This is a genomic window from Variovorax sp. Sphag1AA, assembly GCF_014192575.1.
Lineage (GTDB): Bacteria > Pseudomonadota > Gammaproteobacteria > Burkholderiales > Burkholderiaceae_C > Variovorax.
Genome location: NZ_JACHYC010000009.1, coordinates 214,085 through 233,742 on the forward strand (window position 1 = coordinate 214,085; position 19,658 = coordinate 233,742).

The following is a 19,658-nucleotide window of genomic DNA, read 5'->3' on the forward strand; positions in this document are numbered from 1 at the left end:
CATCGCCAAGCGCTCGCGAGAGAATGCACTCCTCATGGGCATTGATTCGGAAGGAGATCGTTCGATGTTCAATGTCATGAAGCCTTGGCTCGTGGTCCTTTTCATGGCGCTCGCTTCGCAGGCCATCGCGCAGGTCACGCAAAAGGTTGTCGATATTCCGACCCGCCCCGGCGTGACGCAGCGAATGCTTGTGTTGACACCGCCCGTGGCGAAAGGTGGCGTGGTCCTGTTTGCGGGCGGGCACGGCGGGCTGCAGATCTTTCCGAATGGCTCGCTCAAGTGGGGTGACGGGAATTTCCTCGTTCGCACGCGGCAACTGTTCGCGGACCAGGGACTCATGGTTGCCGTCGTCGATGCCCCGTCCGACCGCCAGAGCCCGCCTTACCTCGGCGGCTTCCGCCAGAAGCCAGAGCATGTGGCAGACATCAAGGCAGTCATCGCGTGGATGCGCGAGGAGTCCAAGGCCAAGGTGTGGCTCGTGGGCACCAGTCGCGGCACGCAGTCCGTGGCCTACATCGCCACCGAGCTTTCCGGCCCGGAAGGACCGGACGGCATTGTGCTGACCTCGACGATCCTCGTGGATGACAAGAGCCGCCCCGTCCCGGCCATGCCGCTCGGCAAAATCCGCATCCCTGTCCTCGTCGTGCATCACGTGCAAGATGGCTGCGCCCTCTGCGACTTTGCCAAAGTGCCCACGCTGATGGCGAAACTCGACAACTCGCCGAGCAAGGAACTGCTGACGTTCAACGGCGGAGAGAACAAAGGCGACCCGTGCGAGGCGATGGCCAATCACGGCTTCAACGGACTTGATCGCGAAGTTGTCCAGCAAATCGCTGGGTGGATTCTTGCCAAGTAGGCCTGTCGCTGGAATGGTGGCACTGGGCCGGAGGTCCGCTCGTGGCTGAGTTCGCAGAGGTTGCGCGCCCCGACGGCCCGAGCCTGCGTCGTTGACGGGGCTTCTCAATGGGCGCATATTGTTTGCCCGAATTTTTCAGCGGAAACGGAGGTGCGGCGATGACAACGATGGCCAAGCCAACGATCGACGGTGTTCGGGAGCGCGCTCGCGGGCAGGTGATCACCCCCACCGACGACGGTTACGAAGAGGCGCGCAAGGTCTACAACGGAATGATCGATAGGCGACCCTCGGTGGTGATCCGTGCGGTCAACGTTGGCGACGTGATGGCGGGGGTCGACTATGCGCGCGAGAACGGCCTCGATCTGTCGGTGCGCGGCGGTTCGCACAGCGTCCCCGGGTTCGGGACCTGCGATGGGGGCGTCGTGATCGACCTCTCGCAGATGAGAGGCGTACGGATCGATCCGAATCGCAAGACTGCGCGAGCAGGCGGCGGGACCCTGTGGGCCGACTTCAATCACGCGACATATCCGTTCGGCTTGGCGACCACCGGTGGAATCATCGGCTCGACCGGCATCGCCGGGCTGACGCTTGGCGGTGGCATCGGCTACCTTACACGCGGGTTCGGGCTGTCGCTGGACAACTTGCTCTCGGTAGATGTCGTCACGGCAGACGGGCAATTCCGCGTGGCGAGTGACGCGGAGAACGAGGATCTCTTCTGGGCGATCCGCGGCGGAGGCGGGAACTTTGGCGTGGTGACCTCGTTCGAGTACCAGTTGCACCCGGTGAAGGACATCACAGCAGGCATCTTCTTCTATCCGATCGAGAAGGTACGCGAGGTGTTGCGGTTCTACCGCGACTATGTCGCGAAAGCGCCGGAGGAAATGGGGCTGTTCCCAGCGTTCCAGATTGCCCCGCCACTGCCGTTCATCAAGGCAGAGGACCATGGCAAGACGTTCATCGCGATCGTCTCGTGTTGGGCGGGGCCGATGGACAAGGCCGACGCGGAAATGGCGAAGATACGCGGCGCGGCGCCGATCGTTGCGGAGATGGTCGCGCCGATGCCGTATTACGTGATCAACGGCCTTTTCGATGCGCTGTTGCCTCCGGGCCTGCAGCACTACTGGAAGGCTTCATTCGCGACCGAGTTGACGGATGGCGCGATCGAGGCCCACGTCCAGTTCGGGCCGCAGGTGCCGGTGGTGAACTCCACGATGCACATCTACCCGATCAACGGAGCCTGCCACCGGGTGAAGCCGGACGCGACCGCATGGGGCCATCGCGACGCGAGCTTCGCGACTGTGATCGCTGGGATGTGGCCAGATCCTGCTGACAACGCCAGGAACACGAAGTGGGTGAAGGAGTACTACAAAGCCCTCGAGCCCCACTCGCAGGCAGGCGGCTACATCAACTTCATGGCCGAAGACGACCAAGGCCGTGTCAAGGACAATTTCGGACCGCACTATGACAAGCTGGCGTCGATCAAGCGCAAGTACGACCCGGGCAACCTGTTCCACATGAACCAAAACATCCAGCCGTAGCATTGCAGTCGACGGCGACGCGGAGTGGCATCTGAATCGTCCAGCTCGGATTGAGCGGGCTGCGAGCGGCTGCTTCTGGCGCTGACGGACTGAGCTGCGGGAGTGCAGCGAGCCGTTCACACATCTGTTCGTCGGCGTCCAGGCCGACAATGCCGCAAGACTGCAACGGAGCGATGCCATGGCCGAGCCCGCACCCTGGACCTGTCCCACGTGCAAAACCGGCGTGCTGACACCCTTCTGCCCACTGTGCGGCGAAGAACCGCTCAAGCCGATTGACCTGACGCTGCGCGGACTCGCGGAAAAGCTCTCGCACGCTCTCACCAGCATCGACGCGCGCGTCCTGCGTACGGCTCGCCTCCTCATCCTTCGCCCCGGCGAACTGACGCTCGCCTGGACGGAGGGCAGGCGCAAACCCTACGTCGCGCCGTTCCAGCTCTTCCTCGTTGCCAACGTGATCTTCTTCTTCCTTCAGTCGTTGACTGGCATCAACGTTTTCAGTTCGAACCTGCACTCCCACCTGCACCAGCAAGATTGGAGCGAGCTTGCCCAATCGCTCCTCTCCAGCCGGCTGGAGGTGACCGGCACCTCAATCGACACCTACGCGCCGATCTTCGATCGCGCGGTCGTTCTGAACGCCAAGTCGCTCATTGTGGTCATGGCGGTCCCGTTCAGCGCGCTTCTTCCGTTGGTCTTTCTTCGCAAGCGCCAGCCATTCATGCTGCACCTTGTCTTTTCCCTCCACGTCTACACATTCCTGCTGCTTGTGTTCTGTCTCGCCCTCCTGGCAGCCAAGGCATGCGAATGGTCGGGAATCGGGGGCCTGGACACGCCGGCCGTCGACAACGTGCTCAGCGTCGCGAACCTCGCAGCTTGTGCGCTCTATCTGTACGTGGCAATCGGTCGGGTCTACGGGGCGAGGGGTGCGATGCGGGTTGTGCAGGCGATCGTTCTGGCGCTGGCGGTCGGCGTCATTGCGCTGGGCTACCGCTTCGCGCTGTTCCTGATCACCTTGTACGGGACCTGACTATGGGATTTCAGTCAGTCATGACTTCTGACGCCCGAGCGATTCCAGCGGCAGGTTGTAGGTCTCCTTCATAGAGGAGATGGAAATCGCCGAGACGACGCAGATCAGGACGGCGTACGCGGCGGGCATGACCCAGGGTTGCGTTCCCCATGCGCCCATCAATGCGGTCTGGATCAGAGGCGCGAAGCCGGCGAATGCAAATCCGAACTGTGTACCCACGGCCATGCCGGACAGTCGCACCTGCGTCGGGAAGCGCTCCGCGTAGGTGGCTGGCCAGACGGCATTCGTGATGCTGTAGACGACTCCGCCCAGCAGGACGCCGGTGGCAAACACGAGCGATGTGTTGCCGGTGGGAATCGCCCACAGGAAGAGGACCGTTGCAGCGGCGCACAGGACGACACCGGACAGGAACACCGGCTTGCGACCGATTCGATCGGACAAGGCACCCCACATCGGAATCGTGAAGGTGGCGATGAGATTCGCCACGATGGCGATCCAGAGCATCGTCGATGCGCTGATCGGGTGCGCTTGACTCTTGCTCGTTGCGAAAGAGAGCGCAAACACGGCGAAGGTGGTGCCGACCGACGCGATCATTGCGGCAAAGAACACCTGGAGGAGTTCCTTGCGGTAGTCGGAGAACAGCACCTTCAACGGAACCTTCGGCACGTCGCCATGAGAAGGCTCCTTCTCGAATGCAGGAGTTTCATCGAGCTTGCGCCGCACGATGAAGCCCACGAAGACCACGATGACACTGAGCCAGAACGGGACTCGCCAACCCCAGGAGAGGAACTGCTCCTCGGACAGCATGGCCGCCAACGGCAGCACGACCGCGGGGGCAAGGACCTGGCCGCTCGCGCCGGGGGCTTGAGAATTCTCAATTGCCCGGTGAAGGTCCCATCCTTCTCGGTAAAGCAGTACTGGCACCTTCGCATGCATCATGACGAAGCAAATCGCTGGCTGCGGGGTATCTGCGCGTCGATCTATGCCAAGCAGAAGCGGGATCGACGCATGCCTTAGCAGTCGCCCGGGGCGAGTTCATTCGAACTTCGGCAATGGACACCGAGCAGTCCGACCGCCTTGCCCAGCTCGCAGCGAAAGCAGTCTGCCAGCGAGAAGTGGTTCACCGGCCGATGATCGACAGGATGCGGAAGTTCAGTCGAGCAAGAATTTTGGGGCTAGCGCGACCGACAGCATCGTGCCCATGGCACGTCCCGACCACAAGTCGCACATGTGTCGCGATCGAGCCTGCGCCTCATCGAGACAACCGCGAGTTGTCGTGCGTCGGAATGCCGGTGCGCGCGGACGCAGCACACAACTCGCGCAGTTGCGTCGCCAATTGCTCGGGCTGCACCGGCTTGAACATCACCAGCAGACCGCTGTCGTACGCCGCACGTACGAGGACTGGGTCTGTGTCACCGGTGATCAGGATGACGGGCAGCGTTTTCCCAGCCAGGGCGCGCAGCCGGTGTGCGGCACCGATCCCGTCGAGCTCACCAGGCAGCCGGTAGTCCACCAGCAGAGCGTCGAGTCTCGCGCCTTCACGCGCCACCACGAGTCCGGCTTCCTCCACCGTCTGCGCGGTATGGATGGCCGCGCAGTACGGCGCAAGCCACAAGCGCATGGCTTCGCAGACGGCGGCCTCATCGTCTAGCACCAACACTTGCAACGGCCGCTCGGGCGCCTCGGCACTCGTGCTCCCCACCCAGGGCGCAGGCGCCGCGGCGCCGTCGGCAGCCACTGTTGCCTGCGGGGCAGCACCAGCACGTAGTGGCAGCTCGATCCAGAACACACTGCCCCGCCCCGGCGTGGAACGAAGGCCCACTTGTCCCTCCAGCAGCACCGCGAGGCGCCTGACGATCGCCAGTCCGATCCCCAGCCCGCGCGCGCTGTCGCGATGCAGATTGTCCACTTGGTAGAACTCATCGAAGACACGCGACAGATGCTCCGCTCCGATGCCGCGCCCGGTGTCCCAGACAGCAAACCTGATTCGGCCGCCACGCAGCCGTGCGCTCACCAGCACGCCGCCGCGCTCGCAATACTTGAAGGCGTTGTCGACAAAGTTGAAGAGCACGCGCAACAGCAGATCGGCGTCGCTCACGATCTCGAATGGAATCGGGTGAAAGCGCAGTTGCAGCCTGGCAGCCGCCGCGCGGTCTTCATAGAGTTGGCTCAGACGCAGGAAAATCTGGTCCACCGCCACTGGCGCAAACACCGGCTGCACCGCACCGGCGTCGATCTTGGAAATGTCGAGCAATCCGTTGAGCAGGCCACTGACCGACTGTGTAGCCTCCACCACGCGCTCAGCCAATGGTTGCGTCGGGGTGCCTAGAACTTCGCGCCGCAGCGCCTCGGAGAAGAGCGCGAGTGCATGCACCGGCTGGCGCAGATCGTGGCTGGCCGCGGCAAAGAAGCGGCTACGCTCGGTGTTCAACCGCTCCAGGTCTTGTGACTGGGCCATCAGCTGTCGCGACAGCGCCTCCTTCTCGATCTGCGAGTGCAGACCTGCGCGCAGAAGGTCGTTCTGTTGAAGCGCAAAGCGCAACGCGACGGTTGCATAGACCAGGATGTAGGTGCACAGGGTCCAGCCGACCATTCCACCGTGGACCGCAGCCCGTGCCGCCATGCCCAGCGCCAGTGGCAAGAGCCACACGTGGGCGGCCGTGCGCGACGGCACGATGACCGGAACGGGGCCCGTCATCAGTCCCGACATGAACACTGCCAGGAGCGCCAGCCACTCGGTCGGAATCGGCCCGAGCGGGACCAGAAACCACGGGCCGAGGCTCCAGGCTGCACTGGTCGCTGTGTACGGCCCGAAGTAGCGCCAGTTGCCGGCCGGCTGACGTTCGACGTATTCGGGCGCCGGATACACACGCAGGTTCTGATCGAGGAAGTGCAAGCGCACCAGTAGCACGCAGAGCATCAGTGCCGCCCATATGAAAATGGCATGCCGCGGGCCGGTGAGTCCCGCGAAGACCGCCGTGAACACGGCCACAGTCATCAGGCCCTGGCGCACAGCCGAATGTCCCAGCACGAACAACCGCCGGCGCAGCCGGTCCTCCAGTTCGCGCTCCGGCAGCGACTCCTCGACCGTCGCCGCCACAGGCGACGGGTGATCCGCCACGTCGCCCAATGGCCGCGGTGTTAACACCTGCCGGGACGGCAGATCAGGGCTGGACCTCATGTCCATTGAGTCTAGCGCCGCGCGCGGCAAGAACGGATTCGCCGTCGCGAGGTCCGGAGCCCGGGCCAATTTTGGCCGAGTGGCTGCCATGTTCGGCGAAGGTCATGCAGCGAAGAATTTGCTCCTGTCATTCACCCAGGAGCACACCATGCAAGCCTCTCTCGTCAGCACCGATTCCTACGCCAAGGTCATTCACAACTCCAAGCGCGTACGCTGGGACATCGAAGCCGACGTTCTGCGCGGCCGCCGCTTCGATCTGAGCAAACCGTTTCTGCCCGGGGGGTTGTCTCTGGTGGACGAACTCGGCTACATGCAAGTCGGCGATCGACGTCTCGTCAGCCAGATTCAAGGCCGGAGCTATGCATACATCTTCGGTCTGGTCGAGCGCTTCATCAGCGTGAAGATGCTGGAGATCGGCCGCGCGCATGCGATGGGCGACCAGGTGGCGCTGGAAGCCCTGGTGCGCATGACGGACGAAGAGATCAAGCATCAGGAGCTTTTCCGCCGGCTCGAGACCTTGATGGACGCCGACATGCCCGCCGGCTACCGCCCTGCGGCCGAGCCGAACGCCGTGGCCGCCGCGGTGCTGAGCAAGAGTACCTGGGCCGTGCTGGCACTCACGCTGCACATAGAGCTGTTCACGCAGGCACACTACCGCGCCAGCATCGCCGCCGAGGCCGACATCTGCGAGTTGTGGCGCGATGTGTTCCTGTTCCACTGGAAAGAGGAGTCGCAACACGCCATGCTCGACGAACTCGAGTTCCGACGCGAAGACGCCCGACTCGACAACGCACAGCGCGATGCGGCCGTGGGCGAGCTGATCGAGCTGGTCGGCGCCGTTGACGGCATCCTGCAGGCCCAGGCTGCTGCCGATGCGGCGTACTTCTTCGCGGTGGCGACGGGCCGCTTCACCGGCGCGCAACAAGAGCAGATCGCGGCGACCTTCCTCAAGGCCTATCGCTGGCAATACATCGTCTCCGGCGTCATGCAGCCTCGATTCCAGAAGGTGCTGTTCGCGATGCTGAGCGCTGAGCAGGCGGAGCGGGTCAACAGCGCGTTGGCGCCGCTGCTGTCGGTCGCCCCGTCCGAAGGTTCGCCCATCGTCGCAATGGCCTGAACTCCCTGAGTGCATGCGTCATGTCGATGTGCCCATCCCTGGCGGGCCGTTCACGCGCCGCCAGGTCGCCGGAGGCATTCCGAACTCGCGCCGGAACGCGCGACTGAACGTCGCGTCCGTTTCGTAGCCCACTTCTTCGGCGACTCGGGCGACGCTCAGCGAGCTGCGTCGAAGGTAGTTCGTGGCCAGCGCCATGCGCCAGCCGCCGAGGTATTGCATCGGCGACTTGCCGACGAAGTGCGTGAACCGCTCGGCGAGGACCGACCGCGACACGCCCACCTCGCGGGCCATCGTCTCCACCGTCCAGGCATGCGCGGGTCGCGCATGCATCAGCGCCAGACACTGTCCGACGGCCCGGTCGCGCAGCCCGGCCAACCAGCCGGTGTGCTCCGGTGGGAGCTGCGCTATGTACCGGCGCAAGGTCTCCACGACCATCACCTCCGACAACTTGGCCAGCACGCCTTCGGCCCCGGGGCCTGGCGAATTCGCTTCCTGCGCGACGTGTCGAAGCGATGCCTCCAGCCAGTGCGTCTCGCTCACGCCGCGCAAGCTGATGGTTGCCAGCCGCGGCAGCGCCGTCAGGAGGGGCTGGATCAGCCGAGGGTCGCACACCATGTAGCCGCAGATTAGGCGTGTCGCTTCGCCGCCGCCGCCGAAGTGCAGTAGCTTCGGACGCTCCCGCAGGACCGCGTGAGCGTCCAGATGCAGCACATCGGCATCGGGCGACGATGACATCGTGTGCGCATCGCCGTGCGGAATGAGGATGACGTCGCCAGTTTGCAAGCGCTGAATTTCATGGCCCTTGAGCGCGATCCGGCACGAGCCTTCCAGCACGTAGTGATAGAGCAGCACCCTCTCGGCACCCAGCGCCAACGTGCGCGCGATCGTCGTCTCAGCAGGGGTCTCGACGCACCAGGGCGCGGTGAAGCGAGCATTGAAGAAGAGCGCGCCGTTGAGTTGCACGACCTTCAGGATTTCGGACAGGGCATCCACCTGGGGAATTTAAGCGGAAGGCGGGTGGCGCGGCAATGCGTTGGAGACAGTGACATCGAAGCCATGCGGCGCGATGGACAGAAAACAGTCAACGACGCTCGACGATCGGGCCTTCGGCATCGATACTGCCGACTGCTCCGACAGGGCCGTCCGACGTGAGTGGCCCGCGCACTTCGAGGTCGCCCTGCACAACGAGCGAGCCGTGCACGGTAAGGGGGCCACGAATCACCTTCTTGCCGCGATATGCCTGCGCGGGAGGCACCTGGGCAAGCCACGCGGCCGTCAGCGGACCACGAACGTGGACATTCCCAGAGACGGTGACGGATCCGTCCACCGTCACGGGCCCCATCACGAGGAGAGAACCGCTGACGATCATTGGTCCGGAGTCGACCGGCTGAGCGTGCGCAGGCGGAAGCCAGATCGCTGCTGCAAGGGTCAACAGGCCAGCGACGGCTCGTGGCATGAACAAGACAAGGATACGTTTCATGCTGCTGTCTCCGGCGAGAGGGGCACGCGTTCGCTCTCGAGACTCCGTTGAGGTGGAGTGAGTCGTCGAGGGATAGTGCCACACCTGGTGGTAGCGCGACGTGCGCCACGGCTGCCATCGGCGCAGTCGCGGGACTGTCCCCAGAAGGCTTCGCTGCCTGGACTTCGCCCAACTCGGGCTGACCGGGTTCAACGAACAGGCGTCAAGATCGGAGCGCCCTTGTTCTTCACAAGGAACACCACGAACTTCGCCGGCTTGGTCGTGCTGGCATTGCGGCCGACGATGTGCACGTCGTTGGGCCCCTCGTAGACCGGAGGGTGGCGCCGGGCGTAGTCCACTCAACGACTTGCAGCCACGTCGACCGCCCGGTCGCTCCGGCTGTGAAGCAGCAGCGTGGGCGCCTTGATCGAAGGCTTCAATGTCAAGCACCCGCCGATACATTTTCTTGCGGTCCCGCCCGAGAGGGTGCACCATCGTTTCATCATTGCCCTTTCCTGACCACCCTGAAGCGTCGTGATGTCCGATTCCGGATTGCCAGCGACAGGTCGAACCGTCGAGGTGTTTGACGGAGGCGGCGCCGTTGGTGCCTTGATGCGCTCTCACGACTGGTCGCAGTCGCCGCTTGGTCCGCCGCAAAGCTGGCCGCAACCGTTGCGAACGGTCGTCGGGCTCCTGCTGCAATCACGGTTCCCCATGTTCGTCGCCTGGGGAGAAGCGCTCGGTTTCCTCTACAACGATGCGTACGCCGAAATCCTCGGCGCCAAGCATCCGCGCGCACTGGGGAGCCGCTTTCAGGACATCTGGTCGGAGATATGGCCGGACATCAGCCCCTTGATCGACGCCGCCATGGGGGGCCAGGCGATCTATCGCGAGGACCTGCCGCTCGTGATGAATCGCAAGGGCTACAACGAACAGACGTGGTTCACCTTCTCCTATTCACCGCTCCGCGATGAGAGCGGCAAGGTCGCCGGAATGTTCTGCGCGGTCTCGGAGACGACCCGTAGGGTGCTGGCCGAGCAGGCCCTGCGTGACCTGAACGAGACGCTCGAACACCGGGTGAGCGAGGCGCTCGCACAGCGCAAGCTCCTGGCCGACATCGTGGAAGGCACCGATGCGTTCGTCCAGGTTGCCGATCTCGACTACCGGTGGCTTGCCATCAACCCTTCGGCGGCCGACGAGTTCGAGCGCATCTTCGGCGTTCGCCCAAAGGTCGGTGACTGCATGCTGGACCTATTGGCTTCGCAGCCCGAGCAACAGGCGGCGGTGAAGGCCGTGTGGAGCCGCGCGCTGGGCGGTGAGGAGTTCGTGGAGATTGGGGAATTCGGGGATCCGACGAAGGAGCGCCGGTTCTACGAAATGCGCTACAGAACATTGCGCGCAGGCAGCGGCTTGCGCATCGGTGCGTACCAGTTCGTGTATGACGTCACCGAGCGCATCCTCGACCAGGAGCGCCTGAGGAAAGCCGAGGAGGCGCTTCGTCAATCCCAGAAGCTGGAGTCCCTTGGACGGCTCACCGGCGGTGTGGCGCACGACTTCAACAACTTGCTGGCTGTGTTCGCAAATGGGTTGCAGCTGCTGGAGCGGGCCATGACGGCGGAGCAGCAGGAGCGTATCCATGCCGCCATGCGCCGTGCCGTGGCACGAGGAACCGGCTTGACGCACCAGCTTCTTGCGTTCACGCGCCGCCAGGCGATCAACCCGGAGTCGATCGACCTTGCGGCCCACCTGCGAGGCATGCGTGAAATGCTGGAGCACTCGCTGCGGGGGACCATCCGTGTCGAGATGAACTTCGGAGCCGACCTCTGGCCGGTCAAGATCGATGTGGGGGAGTTCGAGTTGGCAATGTTGAACCTGTTCGCCAACGCGAGGGACGCGATGCCCGACGGCGGCGTCATCACCATCGATGCCAGGAATGTGATGAAAGCGACGGATGAAGGATTGCCGACCGCCTACCTTCAGCTTTCGGTTGCTGACACGGGGAGTGGGATGCCGGCAGAGGTGCTGGAACGTGCGTTCGAACCGTTCTTCACTACCAAGGAGATTGGAAAGGGATCGGGATTGGGGTTGCCACAGGTTTATGGCTTTGCGCATCAATCTGGCGGTCAGCTCAAGATCGACAGTCGGATCCAAGTGGGCACCACCGTCACCTTTTTACTGCCTCGCTCGCTGCGGGAGCCGGCCGCGCCGGTTGACGCAACGAGCGCGCCCCTCCTCCGCGCCGACGGCAGCGGTCGTCACGTGCTCCTCGTCGAAGATGACGCCGAAGTCGCGGCGCTCTCGCGCGAGATGCTCGGCCACTTGGGGTTCACTGTCGTCCACGCTGCAAGCTCGGCGGCGGCGCTGGGCGCGCTGGCCAATGCGCGAAGCATCGACGTCGTGTTCTCGGACATCATGATGCCGGGCGGGGTCAGCGGCCTCGAACTCGCTCGCGAGATCAGGCGCAGGCGCCCTGAGTTGCCAATCGTGCTGACGACTGGATATTCCGGAGCGGCGTCGGGGATGAACAACGCGGAATTCCGCCTGCTCCTGAAGCCATACAGCCTCGAGGCGCTGGCCGATGCCCTGAGCGTCCGCGCCCGATGAGTGAACCGGGCCCGGGAAATGGACGACCGCAGCGGAGTCGTTCGATACCGCACCTCATATGCCTTCCAAACATCTCACGAATTCGGGCATCAACGCGGACGCCGCCTGTTGCTGCGCCTTGATGATGTACCGAGCAAACTTCACGACTGGCTTGAAAGGCAGAACCTTGACGCCAGCCAGATCGAGGTGCCGCACGACGAGTGGATTGACCACGCTCACGCCCAATCCAAAGCTCACCATGCGACAGATAACCGCTGAATACGGCGCGTCTATCGTCTGACATCTTCTATCGGGGCTGAACGCAGCGTCGATCGGCACGCGCGTGCCGTCACCCTTGGTGAGCGAGATGAAAGACTCGTCGTCAAGGTCCGAGCTGAGCACCACGCGCTTCCGTGCCAGCCGGTGACCCGAAGGAACGATGCACACACCGTTTTCCTCCGCCCACAGAGTGGACTGCAGGCCTGGTGTGTCATCCAGGTTGGTCACCAGGCCGATGTCCACGTAACGGTTCGCCGTCCACTTCGCCACGATCGGTGAGTCGCCCGTGTGAATCGAGACTGGCGTGTCTGGGTACCGGCGGCGAAATGCGTGCATGACTTCCGGCATGACGCTCATGGCGAGCGAAGCCACTGCACCTATGCGCAATGTGCCTGTGCCGACTTCGCGGATCTGCTTCGCGCTATCGGTCAGTGCCTCCATACCGAGGAACCAGCGTTGCACCGCCTGAAAGTACGCCTCTGCCTCGGGCGTCGGCGCCAGACGACCGCCAAGGCGCACGAACAGCCGAAAGCCGACCGCGGCTTCCAATTGCCCGATCGCCCGGCTCACGTTCGGCTCGTAGCAACGACCTGCAGCTGGCGATGCCGGGCAGTCCGACGACTGCAACTGACTAGCGGCACAATGCGCCGCAGCATGTCCGTCAGCCCACCGCCCGCGCCCGCCTCATCCTCGCCTTCCTTCGCCGCGCTGCGGCTACCCGGGTTTCGTGCCCTCGCCGCAACCTACCTGCTGGCGATGATGGCCGACAACATCGAGCACGTGATCAGCTACTGGGTCGCGTTCCAGAAATTCCACTCGCCGGCGCTCGGCGGCTTCGCCGTCGTTTCGCACTGGCTGCCCTTTCTTCTGTTGTCGGTGCCGGTCGGTGGCCTCGCGGACCGGGTCGATCCGCGGCGGCTGATCCAGTGCGGCATGCTGCTCTTCATGACCGCCTCTGCCGGCTGGGCGTGGTTCTTCATCACCGACACGCTGCAGATGTGGCAGGCGATGCTTCTTCTGGTGATCCACGGCTGTGCCGGCGTGCTCTGGCAAGGACCAACCCAGGTGCTGCTGCACGACGTGGTGCCGGGCCCCGACCTGCCGAGCGGCGTGCGCCTGCTCGCCACCGCACGCTCGCTGGGCGTCCTGGTGGGGCCTGCGGTGGGCGGCGCGATCATGCTGACCATCGGGCCGCGCTACGGATTGCTGCTCAACCTCTGCTTCTACCTGCCGGCCTTCCTCTGGCTCTGGCGTGCGCCCTACGGCCCGCGCTTTCGCGCCGGTGCCGCAGCAGTGTCGAAGCGTGCGGTGCGTGGCATCGGCGACCTGCTCCGCGCAGTCGCCGACGTGCGCGCTGACCGGCGCCTGGCCTCGATGGTGCTCCTGGCCGGCCTCGCCTCATTCTTCGTCGCCAACAGCTACCAGGCACAGATGCCGGGCTTCGCGCGCGATCTCGGCCACGGCGACCCGGGCACCACCTACAGCATGCTTCTGGCGGCCGACGCCGCCGGCGCGCTGGTCGCCGGCATGCTGATGGAGAGCATGGGCGGGTTGTTGCGTCCCGCCGCAGGAACCGCAGTGGCGCTGTGCATGTGCTGGTGCCTGGCGCTGGCGGGCTTCGCTGCCGTCGGCTCCTATTCAGCGGCTCTTGTGCTGCTGTTCCTCGCCGGCGTGTTCGAGTTGTCTTTCAGTGCGATGGCGCAGACGCTGGTGCAACTGCATGCGCCAGACGCCTCGCGCGGCCGGGTCATCGGTCTGTTCAACATGTCGGCGCTCGGCCTGCGCACCTTCGCCGGCTTCACGGTCGGGATCGCCGGCGCGGCCGTGGGTATTCATGCATCGCTGGCGGGCGCAGCGCTCGTGCTGTTCGCGGCACTGGTGCTGCTGCGAATGTGGCTGGGGCGCGGGCGGGCTGCGGCTTGAGCAGAAAGCAGTCACTCGGCACCATTCGCCGCGAAAGCCTCCTTTGCCTGTCGTGACGCGAGGAACTTGATGAACGCCATGGCTGTATCACGTTGCGACGTGTTGGCCATGAGCACGGCGGTGTATGTGAGAGGGCTCTGAAGATCACCTGGGAGCGGACCAAGGAGTTTGATGCCGCCCGTCGTTGCGATGAGCGGAATCGTGCCCGCCACCATGTCGTTGCCCTTCCCCTTCAGCACGGGCTCAAAAATCCCGTTGGGTGTCGTACGGACGATCTTCGGCTTGAGTCTTTCTGCGATGCCCAGACGTTCCAGGACGTTGGCAAAGGCCTGGCCCGACTTGACACTGTTGAAGACAAGTAGATCTGCCCCGAGCAAAGTGTTCTTCAACTTCTCAGCCGTTGAGATGTCGTAGGACGGGCCGTCCTTGCGATTGCCAAGGCCAACGCCCACGTGGGCGATGATCGGTCGATCACCGGCACTGACCCTGCCCGCTTTCGTCAGGTCTTCAGCAAAATCCGGTTGGACGATCACAACGTCTGCCGCCTCGCCGTCTTCGATCCGTTTCTGCACAGCTGGCGATGGGTCAAATACCAAGCTGACCCGGTTGTGCGTCTGTTGACTGTAAAGATCGACGACCTTGGTCAACGCGGGCTCAAGTGGGCTGTCGCACATCACCTTGATGTCGGCTGCCTGAACAAGCGTCGCGAAAAGCAAAGGGCCAGCCAGGACTAGACCCCATCTGATGCAGGCAAGGCGTGAGTTCATGAGTTCCCCTTGGCGATGGACGTCCACCGTCTGCTTTGGACGACACCAACGAGAAAACGTTGCATGAAACTACGTCGGCGGCTATCTCGGCAACGCGACGGTTACTGGACTCCGATCGGCGCTCGATCGTGAGGGTGCGGGAGTGATCGAGCGCCCTGCGGGCCGCCTTCTGGCTTCCTGCTTGCGAGAAATGGTCGACCCCCTCATTGAAGTGTTCGACCGCAGCCTCCCATGCGCCCAGCTTGAGTGCTGTCTCCCCCAGGATGCTGTGGCTCACTCCTGCCTCCGCCTTGGCCCGGCAGCCCGGGCAATCTCCAGTGCAGCAAGGCACTTGGTTTGCGCCTGTGCGTATTCGCCAAGCCGGTAGTCGCTGTCCGCGGCGAGATTCAAGTTCTGCAGGGTCTCGAGGATCGGGTCTCCAGGCTTGGTGGGCTTCACTTGGCGAGTCCGCCGCCACACGTAAGACGCACGCCAGACGGCCACTCCGATCAGGATGGTGCCGATGGCAACCATGCCGACGCTCAGGACATGGACGCTGCCTGGGGACATAGGGCCTTCCCGTCGATGCGAATTGGACTTCGAGGGAACTGACTCAGCATGCATCCTCTGCGCAAACTACGGGAATCCGGTCGCTCTACACCTGCCCAGGTGAGTGCCCTGCTTGCTGAGAACGTTGTGTTCAAGAGCCCCATCCTGGTACGTCCGGTCGCGGGGCGTGAAGCCGTTGCGGCGATCTTTTCGCAGTCCAGTTCCACACGCGGCGGCGGAAGCTACACGGTGGAATAAGGGTTCTTGATGAATTGCCGCTGAAAGATTGATTTTTCTTTCAGCCTGGCTTTGACTTTAATCACGGCAATCCCACACCCATCCCATCTGGAACAGAGCATGACCAAGAACATCGAGACGCAGGTACTGATCGTCGGGGGCGGTCCGGTCGGCCTCACGCTGGCCACCGACCTGGCCCAGCGTGGCGTCTCCGTCATCGTGGCCGAGACCCGGCACCGCGGCGAGCCTCCGAGCGTCAAGTGCAATCACGTCTCGTCGCGCACCATGGAGATCTTTCGCCGCCTCGGTGTTGCAAAGACCATGCGCGAATCAGGCCTGCCGGCCGACCACGCCAATGATGTGTCGTACCGCACGAGCTTCACCGGCGAAGAACTCTCGCGCATCCATATCCCGTCGCGCGCAAGCCGCTACACCGACAAGAGCGGTCCGGACGGCTGGTGGCCTACTGCGGAGCCACCGCACCGCATCAACCAGATCTACCTGGAGCCCGTGCTGTTCGCCCATGCCGAGGCCATCGATGGCGTGACCATCCTCAGCCGCACGCGCATCGACGAGTTCACGCAGGACGAGCACGGCGTGAGCGCCAAGGGCGTCAACCTCGACACCGGCGAAGAAGTCCGCATCTTCAGCCAGTACATGATCGGCTGCGACGGCGGCCGCTCCAGCGTACGCAAAGCCATCGGCGCGAAGCTCTCAGGCACGGATGTCGTGGGACGGGTGCAATCGACCTACTTCCGCGCGCCCGATCTGCTGTCGCGCACCAAGAACACGCCGGCGTGGGCCACGTTCTCGCTCAATCCCCGTCGCAGCGGCAACGTCTACGCGATCGACGGCCGCGAGACCTTCCTGTTGCACAACTACCTGCGCTCTGACGAGCTGGAGTTCGATTCGGTCGACCGTGACTGGGCGATCCGCACCATCCTCGGTGTCGGCGACGACTTCAAGTACGAAATCATCTCCAAGGAAGACTGGATCGGCCGACGGCTCGTCGCCGACAAGTTCCGGGATCGTCGCGTCTTCATCTGCGGTGATGCGTCGCACCTCTGGGTGCCCATGGCGGGCTACGGCATGAATGCCGGCATCGCCGACGCGATGAATCTCTCCTGGCAGTTGGCTGCCCGCATCAACGGATGGGCTGAGGAAGGGATCCTCGCCGCCTACGAAGCCGAGCGCCAGCCGATCACCGAGCAGGTCTCGAAGTTCGCGATGAACCACGCCATCGCACTGCAGAAGGAACGCGAAGGCGTCCCGGCCGGCATCGAGGAACCGGGCCCCGCCGGCGAAGAGGCGCGCAGGGTGGCCGGACAGGCGCTCTACGACCTCAACGTCAAGCAGTACTGCTGCGCCGGCCTGAACTTCGGCTACTACTACGACGCGTCGCCGCTGATCGCCTATGACGGCGAGGCAGCGCCCTCGTATGAGATGGACCAGTTCACGCCATCCACGGTGCCGGGCTGCCGCACGCCGCACTTCTGGCTGGCCGACGGTCGCTCGCTCTACGACGCCATGGGCGCCGAATACACGCTGCTGCGTTTCGACCCGACGGCCGACGTCCGTCCGCTTCAGGAAGCCGCCGCCCGCAGGGGGTTGCCGCTGACGGTGCTCGATGTGCAAGCCGATGAAGTGCCAGCCGCCTATCGCCACGCACTCGTGCTTTCGCGTCCGGACCAGCACGTCGCATGGCGTGGCGATCACGCACCGGAAGACGTCCTCGCCCTTGTCGACCGCCTGCGGGGCTGCTTCAGCGACACGCCCGGTGCCAACGCATGATCCAACCGGCTCTTCAATTCGACGTGCCGCCGTATCGGCTGAGCGGCGCGGTCTACGGCACGCTGCTCAACAGCATCGCCAGCCTGAACGCCCTCGGCGAGGCAGTGAATGCGGCCCCATACAAAGCGGCGCCCAAGGCGCCCGTGCTGTATGTGAAGCCGCGCAACACGCTGGCGTTCGATGGCGACCACGTTGCCGTCCCGCTATCCGCCGGTGAACTCCAGGTGGGTGCCTCGCTCGGCCTCGTCATCGGGCAAACCGCTTGCCGCGTGTCCGAAGCGGACGCCTTGTCGTACCTGGCGGGCTATACGGTGGTGATCGACTTCAGCGTCCCGCATGACAGCTTCTACCGGCCTTCCGTGCGTTTCAAGGCGCTGGACGGATCGTGCGTCATCGGCCCCACGGTGGTACCGGCGAGTCGCATCGCCATTCCGGACGAGCTCCCGATCAAGGTCCACGTCGACGGAGCGCTTGCCCAGACGGCCTCCACAGGCGGCATGGTTCGCAACGCCGCACGTCTTCTCGCGGACGTGACCGAGTTCATGACCCTCGCGCCCGGCGACGTCCTGCTGCTCGGTGTGCCCGCAGGCTCGCCGAATGCCAAGGCCGGCCAATCGGTCGTCGTGGAAATCGAAGGCATCGGCCGCCTGGCGAACACGCTCGTGAAGGAGGAAGCATGAAGCGCGCAAGAGTGGCGTATGCCGGTGCCATCCACGAGGCCGTGCCGCATGGCGATGCACTGCGTCTGGCCGATGGCCGTGTCGCCGATCAGGACGCGGTGGTCTGGCTTCCGCCGTTCGAAGTCGGCACGATCATCGCGCTGGGCCTGAACTACGCGGACCATGCCAAGGAGCTTTCGTTCGGCGCGCAGGAAGAGCCGCTTGTCTTTCTCAAGGGCCCGGGGTCGGTCATCGGCCATCGCGGACAGACCCGCAGGCCCTCGGACGTGAAGTTCATGCACTACGAGTGCGAACTGGCCGTCGTCATCGGCAAGACCGCGCGCAAGGTGTCTCGCAAGGATGCGATGTCGCATGTGGCGGGCTACACCGTCGCCAACGACTACGCGATCCGCGACTACCTCGAGAACTGGTATCGCCCGAACCTGCGCGTGAAGAACCGCGATGGCGGGACCGTACTCGGCCCGTGGTTCGTCGACGCTTCGGACATCGGCGACACCGTCCACCTGCCGCTGCGCACATTGGTCAACGGCAAGGTCACGCAGGAAGGCAACACGCGCGACTTCGTCTTCGACATCCCTTATCTCATCGAATACCTGAGCAGCTTCATGACGCTCAACACCGGCGACGTGATCCTCACCGGTACGCCCGAAGGCGTGGTCGATGTGCAGCCCGGTGACGAAGTGGTCTGCGAGATCGAAGGCATCGGCCGCCTGGTCAACACGATTGCGAGCGACGAAGTCTTCGGTCGCTGAAGTACATAAAGGAAAGATCCCAGATGCGAGTTCATCACTTGATCAACGGCAAGCCGGTCGCGGGCCGCGACTATTTCCAGACCGTCAATCCCGCCACGCAGGAAGTGCTGGCCGAAGTCGCTGCTGGCGGCGAAGCAGAAGTCAACGCAGCCGTCGCAGCCGCCAAGGAAGCCTTTCCGAAGTGGGCCGGCATGCCCGCGCCCGAGCGCGCGAAGCTGATCCGCAAGCTCGGTGACCTGATCGCCAAGAACGTGCCCGAGATCGCGCAGACCGAGACCAACGACTGCGGCCAGGTGATCGCGCAGACGGGCAAGCAATTGGTGCCGCGCGCGGCGGACAACTTCTACTACTTCGCGGAGATGTGCACGCGGGTGGATGGGCATACCTATCCGACGCCGACGCATCTGAACTACACGCTGTTCCATCCGGTCGGCGTGTGCGCGCTGATCTCGCCGTGGAACGTGCCCTTCATGACAGCGACGTGGAAGGTCGCGCCGTGCCTCGCCTTCGGCAACACCGCAGTGCTGAAGATGAGCGAACTGTCGCCGCTGACCGCAGCGCGTCTGGGCGAACTGGCTCTGGAAGCGGGCATTCCGGCCGGCGTTCTGAATCTTGTGCACGGCTACGGCAAGGACGCCGGCGAGCCGCTGGTGGCGCATCCCGATGTGCGCGCGATCTCGTTCACCGGATCGACCGCGACGGGCAACCGAATCGTGAAGTCCGCCGGCCTGAAGAAGTTCAGCATGGAACTCGGCGGCAAGAGCCCGTTCGTGATCTTCGATGACGCCGACTTCGAACGCGCGCTGGACGCCGCCGTGTTCATGATCTTCAGCAACAACGGCGAGCGTTGCACCGCGGGCAGCCGCATCCTGGTGCAGCAGTCGATCTACGCGAAGTTCGTGGATCGCTTCGTCGAACGCGCGAAGAAGATCACCGTGGGCGA

Annotated in this window: 17 protein-coding genes and 1 pseudogene; 10 read left to right on the plus strand and 8 right to left on the minus strand. The window is 64.0% G+C overall.

Features of this window, described 5'->3' with window-relative positions; all coding sequences use genetic code 11:
• Positions 1-64 precede the first annotated feature (64 nt).
• The 3 genes from FHW64_RS30725 (at position 65) to FHW64_RS30735 (ending at position 3,418) form a co-directional block, all read left to right on the plus strand.
• Positions 65-856, plus strand: coding sequence for an alpha/beta hydrolase (locus FHW64_RS30725; protein ID WP_184532514.1), 792 nt, complete (start codon positions 65-67; stop codon positions 854-856).
• A 158-nt stretch (positions 857-1,014) separates the two neighbouring features.
• Entirely contained in the window at positions 1,015-2,394 is a 1,380-nt protein-coding gene (locus FHW64_RS30730) for an FAD-binding oxidoreductase (protein WP_221210556.1), read from the plus strand.
• A gap of 178 nt (positions 2,395-2,572) precedes the next feature.
• Entirely contained in the window at positions 2,573-3,418 is an 846-nt protein-coding gene (locus FHW64_RS30735; protein WP_184532516.1) for a DUF3667 domain-containing protein, read from the plus strand.
• Positions 3,419-3,436: 18 nt separating this feature from the next.
• Here the strand turns inward: FHW64_RS30735 and FHW64_RS30740 are convergent, their stop codons facing one another.
• Together FHW64_RS30740 and FHW64_RS30745 are read right to left on the minus strand one after the other, a co-directional pair.
• Positions 3,437-4,357, minus strand: a complete 921-nt coding sequence (locus tag FHW64_RS30740) for an MFS transporter (protein ID WP_184532518.1) — start codon at positions 4,355-4,357, stop codon at positions 3,437-3,439.
• A gap of 313 nt (positions 4,358-4,670) precedes the next feature.
• A complete protein-coding gene (locus FHW64_RS30745) occupies positions 4,671-6,599 on the minus strand; it encodes a hybrid sensor histidine kinase/response regulator (protein WP_184532520.1) in 1,929 nt (642 codons plus the stop codon).
• Between the two features lie 148 nt (positions 6,600-6,747).
• Between FHW64_RS30745 and FHW64_RS30750 the strand changes: the two genes are divergently transcribed.
• Complete coding sequence (locus FHW64_RS30750; protein WP_184532522.1) at positions 6,748-7,716, plus strand: hypothetical protein; 969 nt, start codon at positions 6,748-6,750, stop codon at positions 7,714-7,716.
• 18 nt (positions 7,717-7,734) lie between these two features.
• On the opposite strand, the gene FHW64_RS30755 is transcribed toward FHW64_RS30750, so the two are convergent.
• The 3 genes and pseudogenes from FHW64_RS30755 to FHW64_RS30765 all read right to left on the minus strand — a co-directional run.
• On the minus strand, positions 7,735-8,709 hold the full coding sequence (locus tag FHW64_RS30755; protein WP_184532524.1) for an AraC family transcriptional regulator: 975 nt from the start codon (positions 8,707-8,709) through the stop codon (positions 7,735-7,737).
• Positions 8,710-8,797: 88 nt separating this feature from the next.
• Positions 8,798-9,196, minus strand: a complete 399-nt coding sequence (locus FHW64_RS30760) for a hypothetical protein (RefSeq protein WP_260306490.1) — start codon at positions 9,194-9,196, stop codon at positions 8,798-8,800.
• A 188-nt stretch (positions 9,197-9,384) separates the two neighbouring features.
• Positions 9,385-9,504, minus strand: a pseudogene (locus FHW64_RS30765) (cupin); the annotation flags it as partial.
• A gap of 208 nt (positions 9,505-9,712) precedes the next feature.
• Between FHW64_RS30765 and FHW64_RS30770 the strand changes: the two are divergent.
• The gene (locus FHW64_RS30770) at positions 9,713-11,779 is read left to right on the plus strand and encodes a PAS domain-containing sensor histidine kinase (RefSeq protein ID WP_184532526.1); all 2,067 of its coding nucleotides are present in this window, start codon (positions 9,713-9,715) and stop codon (positions 11,777-11,779) included.
• A 54-nt stretch (positions 11,780-11,833) separates the two neighbouring features.
• Here FHW64_RS30770 and FHW64_RS30775 read toward each other — a convergent pair whose 3' ends face one another.
• Entirely contained in the window at positions 11,834-12,607 is a 774-nt protein-coding gene (locus tag FHW64_RS30775) for a LysR substrate-binding domain-containing protein (protein WP_311733408.1), read from the minus strand.
• Positions 12,608-12,691: 84 nt separating this feature from the next.
• Here FHW64_RS30775 and FHW64_RS30780 point away from each other — a divergent pair, with 84 nt between their 5' ends.
• Entirely contained in the window at positions 12,692-13,960 is a 1,269-nt protein-coding gene (locus FHW64_RS30780) for an MFS transporter (protein ID WP_184532530.1), read from the plus strand.
• 11 nt (positions 13,961-13,971) lie between these two features.
• Here FHW64_RS30780 and FHW64_RS30785 read toward each other — a convergent pair whose 3' ends face one another.
• Positions 13,972-14,727 carry a substrate-binding domain-containing protein gene (locus FHW64_RS30785; protein ID WP_184532532.1) on the minus strand — a complete coding sequence of 252 codons (756 nt, stop codon included), beginning with the start codon at positions 14,725-14,727 and terminating at the stop codon, positions 13,972-13,974.
• Between the two features lie 273 nt (positions 14,728-15,000).
• Positions 15,001-15,276 (minus strand): hypothetical protein, encoded by a 276-nt coding sequence (locus FHW64_RS30790; protein WP_184532534.1) that lies wholly within the window; start codon positions 15,274-15,276, stop codon positions 15,001-15,003.
• 336 nt (positions 15,277-15,612) lie between these two features.
• Here FHW64_RS30790 and FHW64_RS30795 point away from each other — a divergent pair, with 336 nt between their 5' ends.
• The 4 genes from FHW64_RS30795 to FHW64_RS30810 form a co-directional block, all read left to right on the plus strand.
• A complete protein-coding gene (locus FHW64_RS30795; protein WP_184532536.1) occupies positions 15,613-17,283 on the plus strand; it encodes an FAD-dependent oxidoreductase in 1,671 nt (556 codons plus the stop codon).
• Positions 17,280-17,963, plus strand: coding sequence for a fumarylacetoacetate hydrolase family protein (locus FHW64_RS30800; protein ID WP_184532545.1), 684 nt, complete (start codon positions 17,280-17,282; stop codon positions 17,961-17,963). Before FHW64_RS30795 ends, FHW64_RS30800 begins: the two co-directional genes overlap by 4 nt.
• On the plus strand, positions 17,960-18,715 hold the full coding sequence (locus tag FHW64_RS30805) for a fumarylacetoacetate hydrolase family protein (RefSeq protein ID WP_184532553.1): 756 nt from the start codon (positions 17,960-17,962) through the stop codon (positions 18,713-18,715). The genes FHW64_RS30800 and FHW64_RS30805 overlap by 4 nt, the downstream gene beginning before the upstream one ends.
• 23 nt (positions 18,716-18,738) lie before the next feature.
• Positions 18,739-19,658 (plus strand): aldehyde dehydrogenase family protein (locus FHW64_RS30810; RefSeq protein ID WP_184532555.1); only part of this gene is annotated, 920 nt, incomplete at its 3' end.

Excerpts from the sequence above, each read along its gene's own strand:
- FHW64_RS30725 (WP_184532514.1), top strand. The coding sequence starts at position 65 with ATGTTCAATGTCATGAAGCCTTGGCTCGTGGTCCTTTTCATGGCGCTC.
- FHW64_RS30730 (WP_221210556.1), top strand. The coding sequence starts at position 1,015 with ATGACAACGATGGCCAAGCCAACGATCGACGGTGTTCGGGAGCGCGCT.
- FHW64_RS30735 (WP_184532516.1), top strand. The coding sequence starts at position 2,573 with ATGGCCGAGCCCGCACCCTGGACCTGTCCCACGTGCAAAACCGGCGTG.
- FHW64_RS30740 (WP_184532518.1), bottom strand. The coding sequence starts at position 4,357 with ATGATGCATGCGAAGGTGCCAGTACTGCTTTACCGAGAAGGATGGGAC.
- FHW64_RS30745 (WP_184532520.1), bottom strand. The coding sequence starts at position 6,599 with ATGAGGTCCAGCCCTGATCTGCCGTCCCGGCAGGTGTTAACACCGCGG.
- FHW64_RS30750 (WP_184532522.1), top strand. The coding sequence starts at position 6,748 with ATGCAAGCCTCTCTCGTCAGCACCGATTCCTACGCCAAGGTCATTCAC.
- FHW64_RS30760 (WP_260306490.1), bottom strand. The coding sequence starts at position 9,196 with ATGAAACGTATCCTTGTCTTGTTCATGCCACGAGCCGTCGCTGGCCTG.
- FHW64_RS30770 (WP_184532526.1), top strand. The coding sequence starts at position 9,713 with ATGTCCGATTCCGGATTGCCAGCGACAGGTCGAACCGTCGAGGTGTTT.
- FHW64_RS30780 (WP_184532530.1), top strand. The coding sequence starts at position 12,692 with ATGTCCGTCAGCCCACCGCCCGCGCCCGCCTCATCCTCGCCTTCCTTC.
- FHW64_RS30785 (WP_184532532.1), bottom strand. The coding sequence starts at position 14,727 with ATGAACTCACGCCTTGCCTGCATCAGATGGGGTCTAGTCCTGGCTGGC.
- FHW64_RS30790 (WP_184532534.1), bottom strand. The coding sequence starts at position 15,276 with ATGTCCCCAGGCAGCGTCCATGTCCTGAGCGTCGGCATGGTTGCCATC.
- FHW64_RS30795 (WP_184532536.1), top strand. The coding sequence starts at position 15,613 with ATGACCAAGAACATCGAGACGCAGGTACTGATCGTCGGGGGCGGTCCG.
- FHW64_RS30800 (WP_184532545.1), top strand. The coding sequence starts at position 17,280 with ATGATCCAACCGGCTCTTCAATTCGACGTGCCGCCGTATCGGCTGAGC.
- FHW64_RS30805 (WP_184532553.1), top strand. The coding sequence starts at position 17,960 with ATGAAGCGCGCAAGAGTGGCGTATGCCGGTGCCATCCACGAGGCCGTG.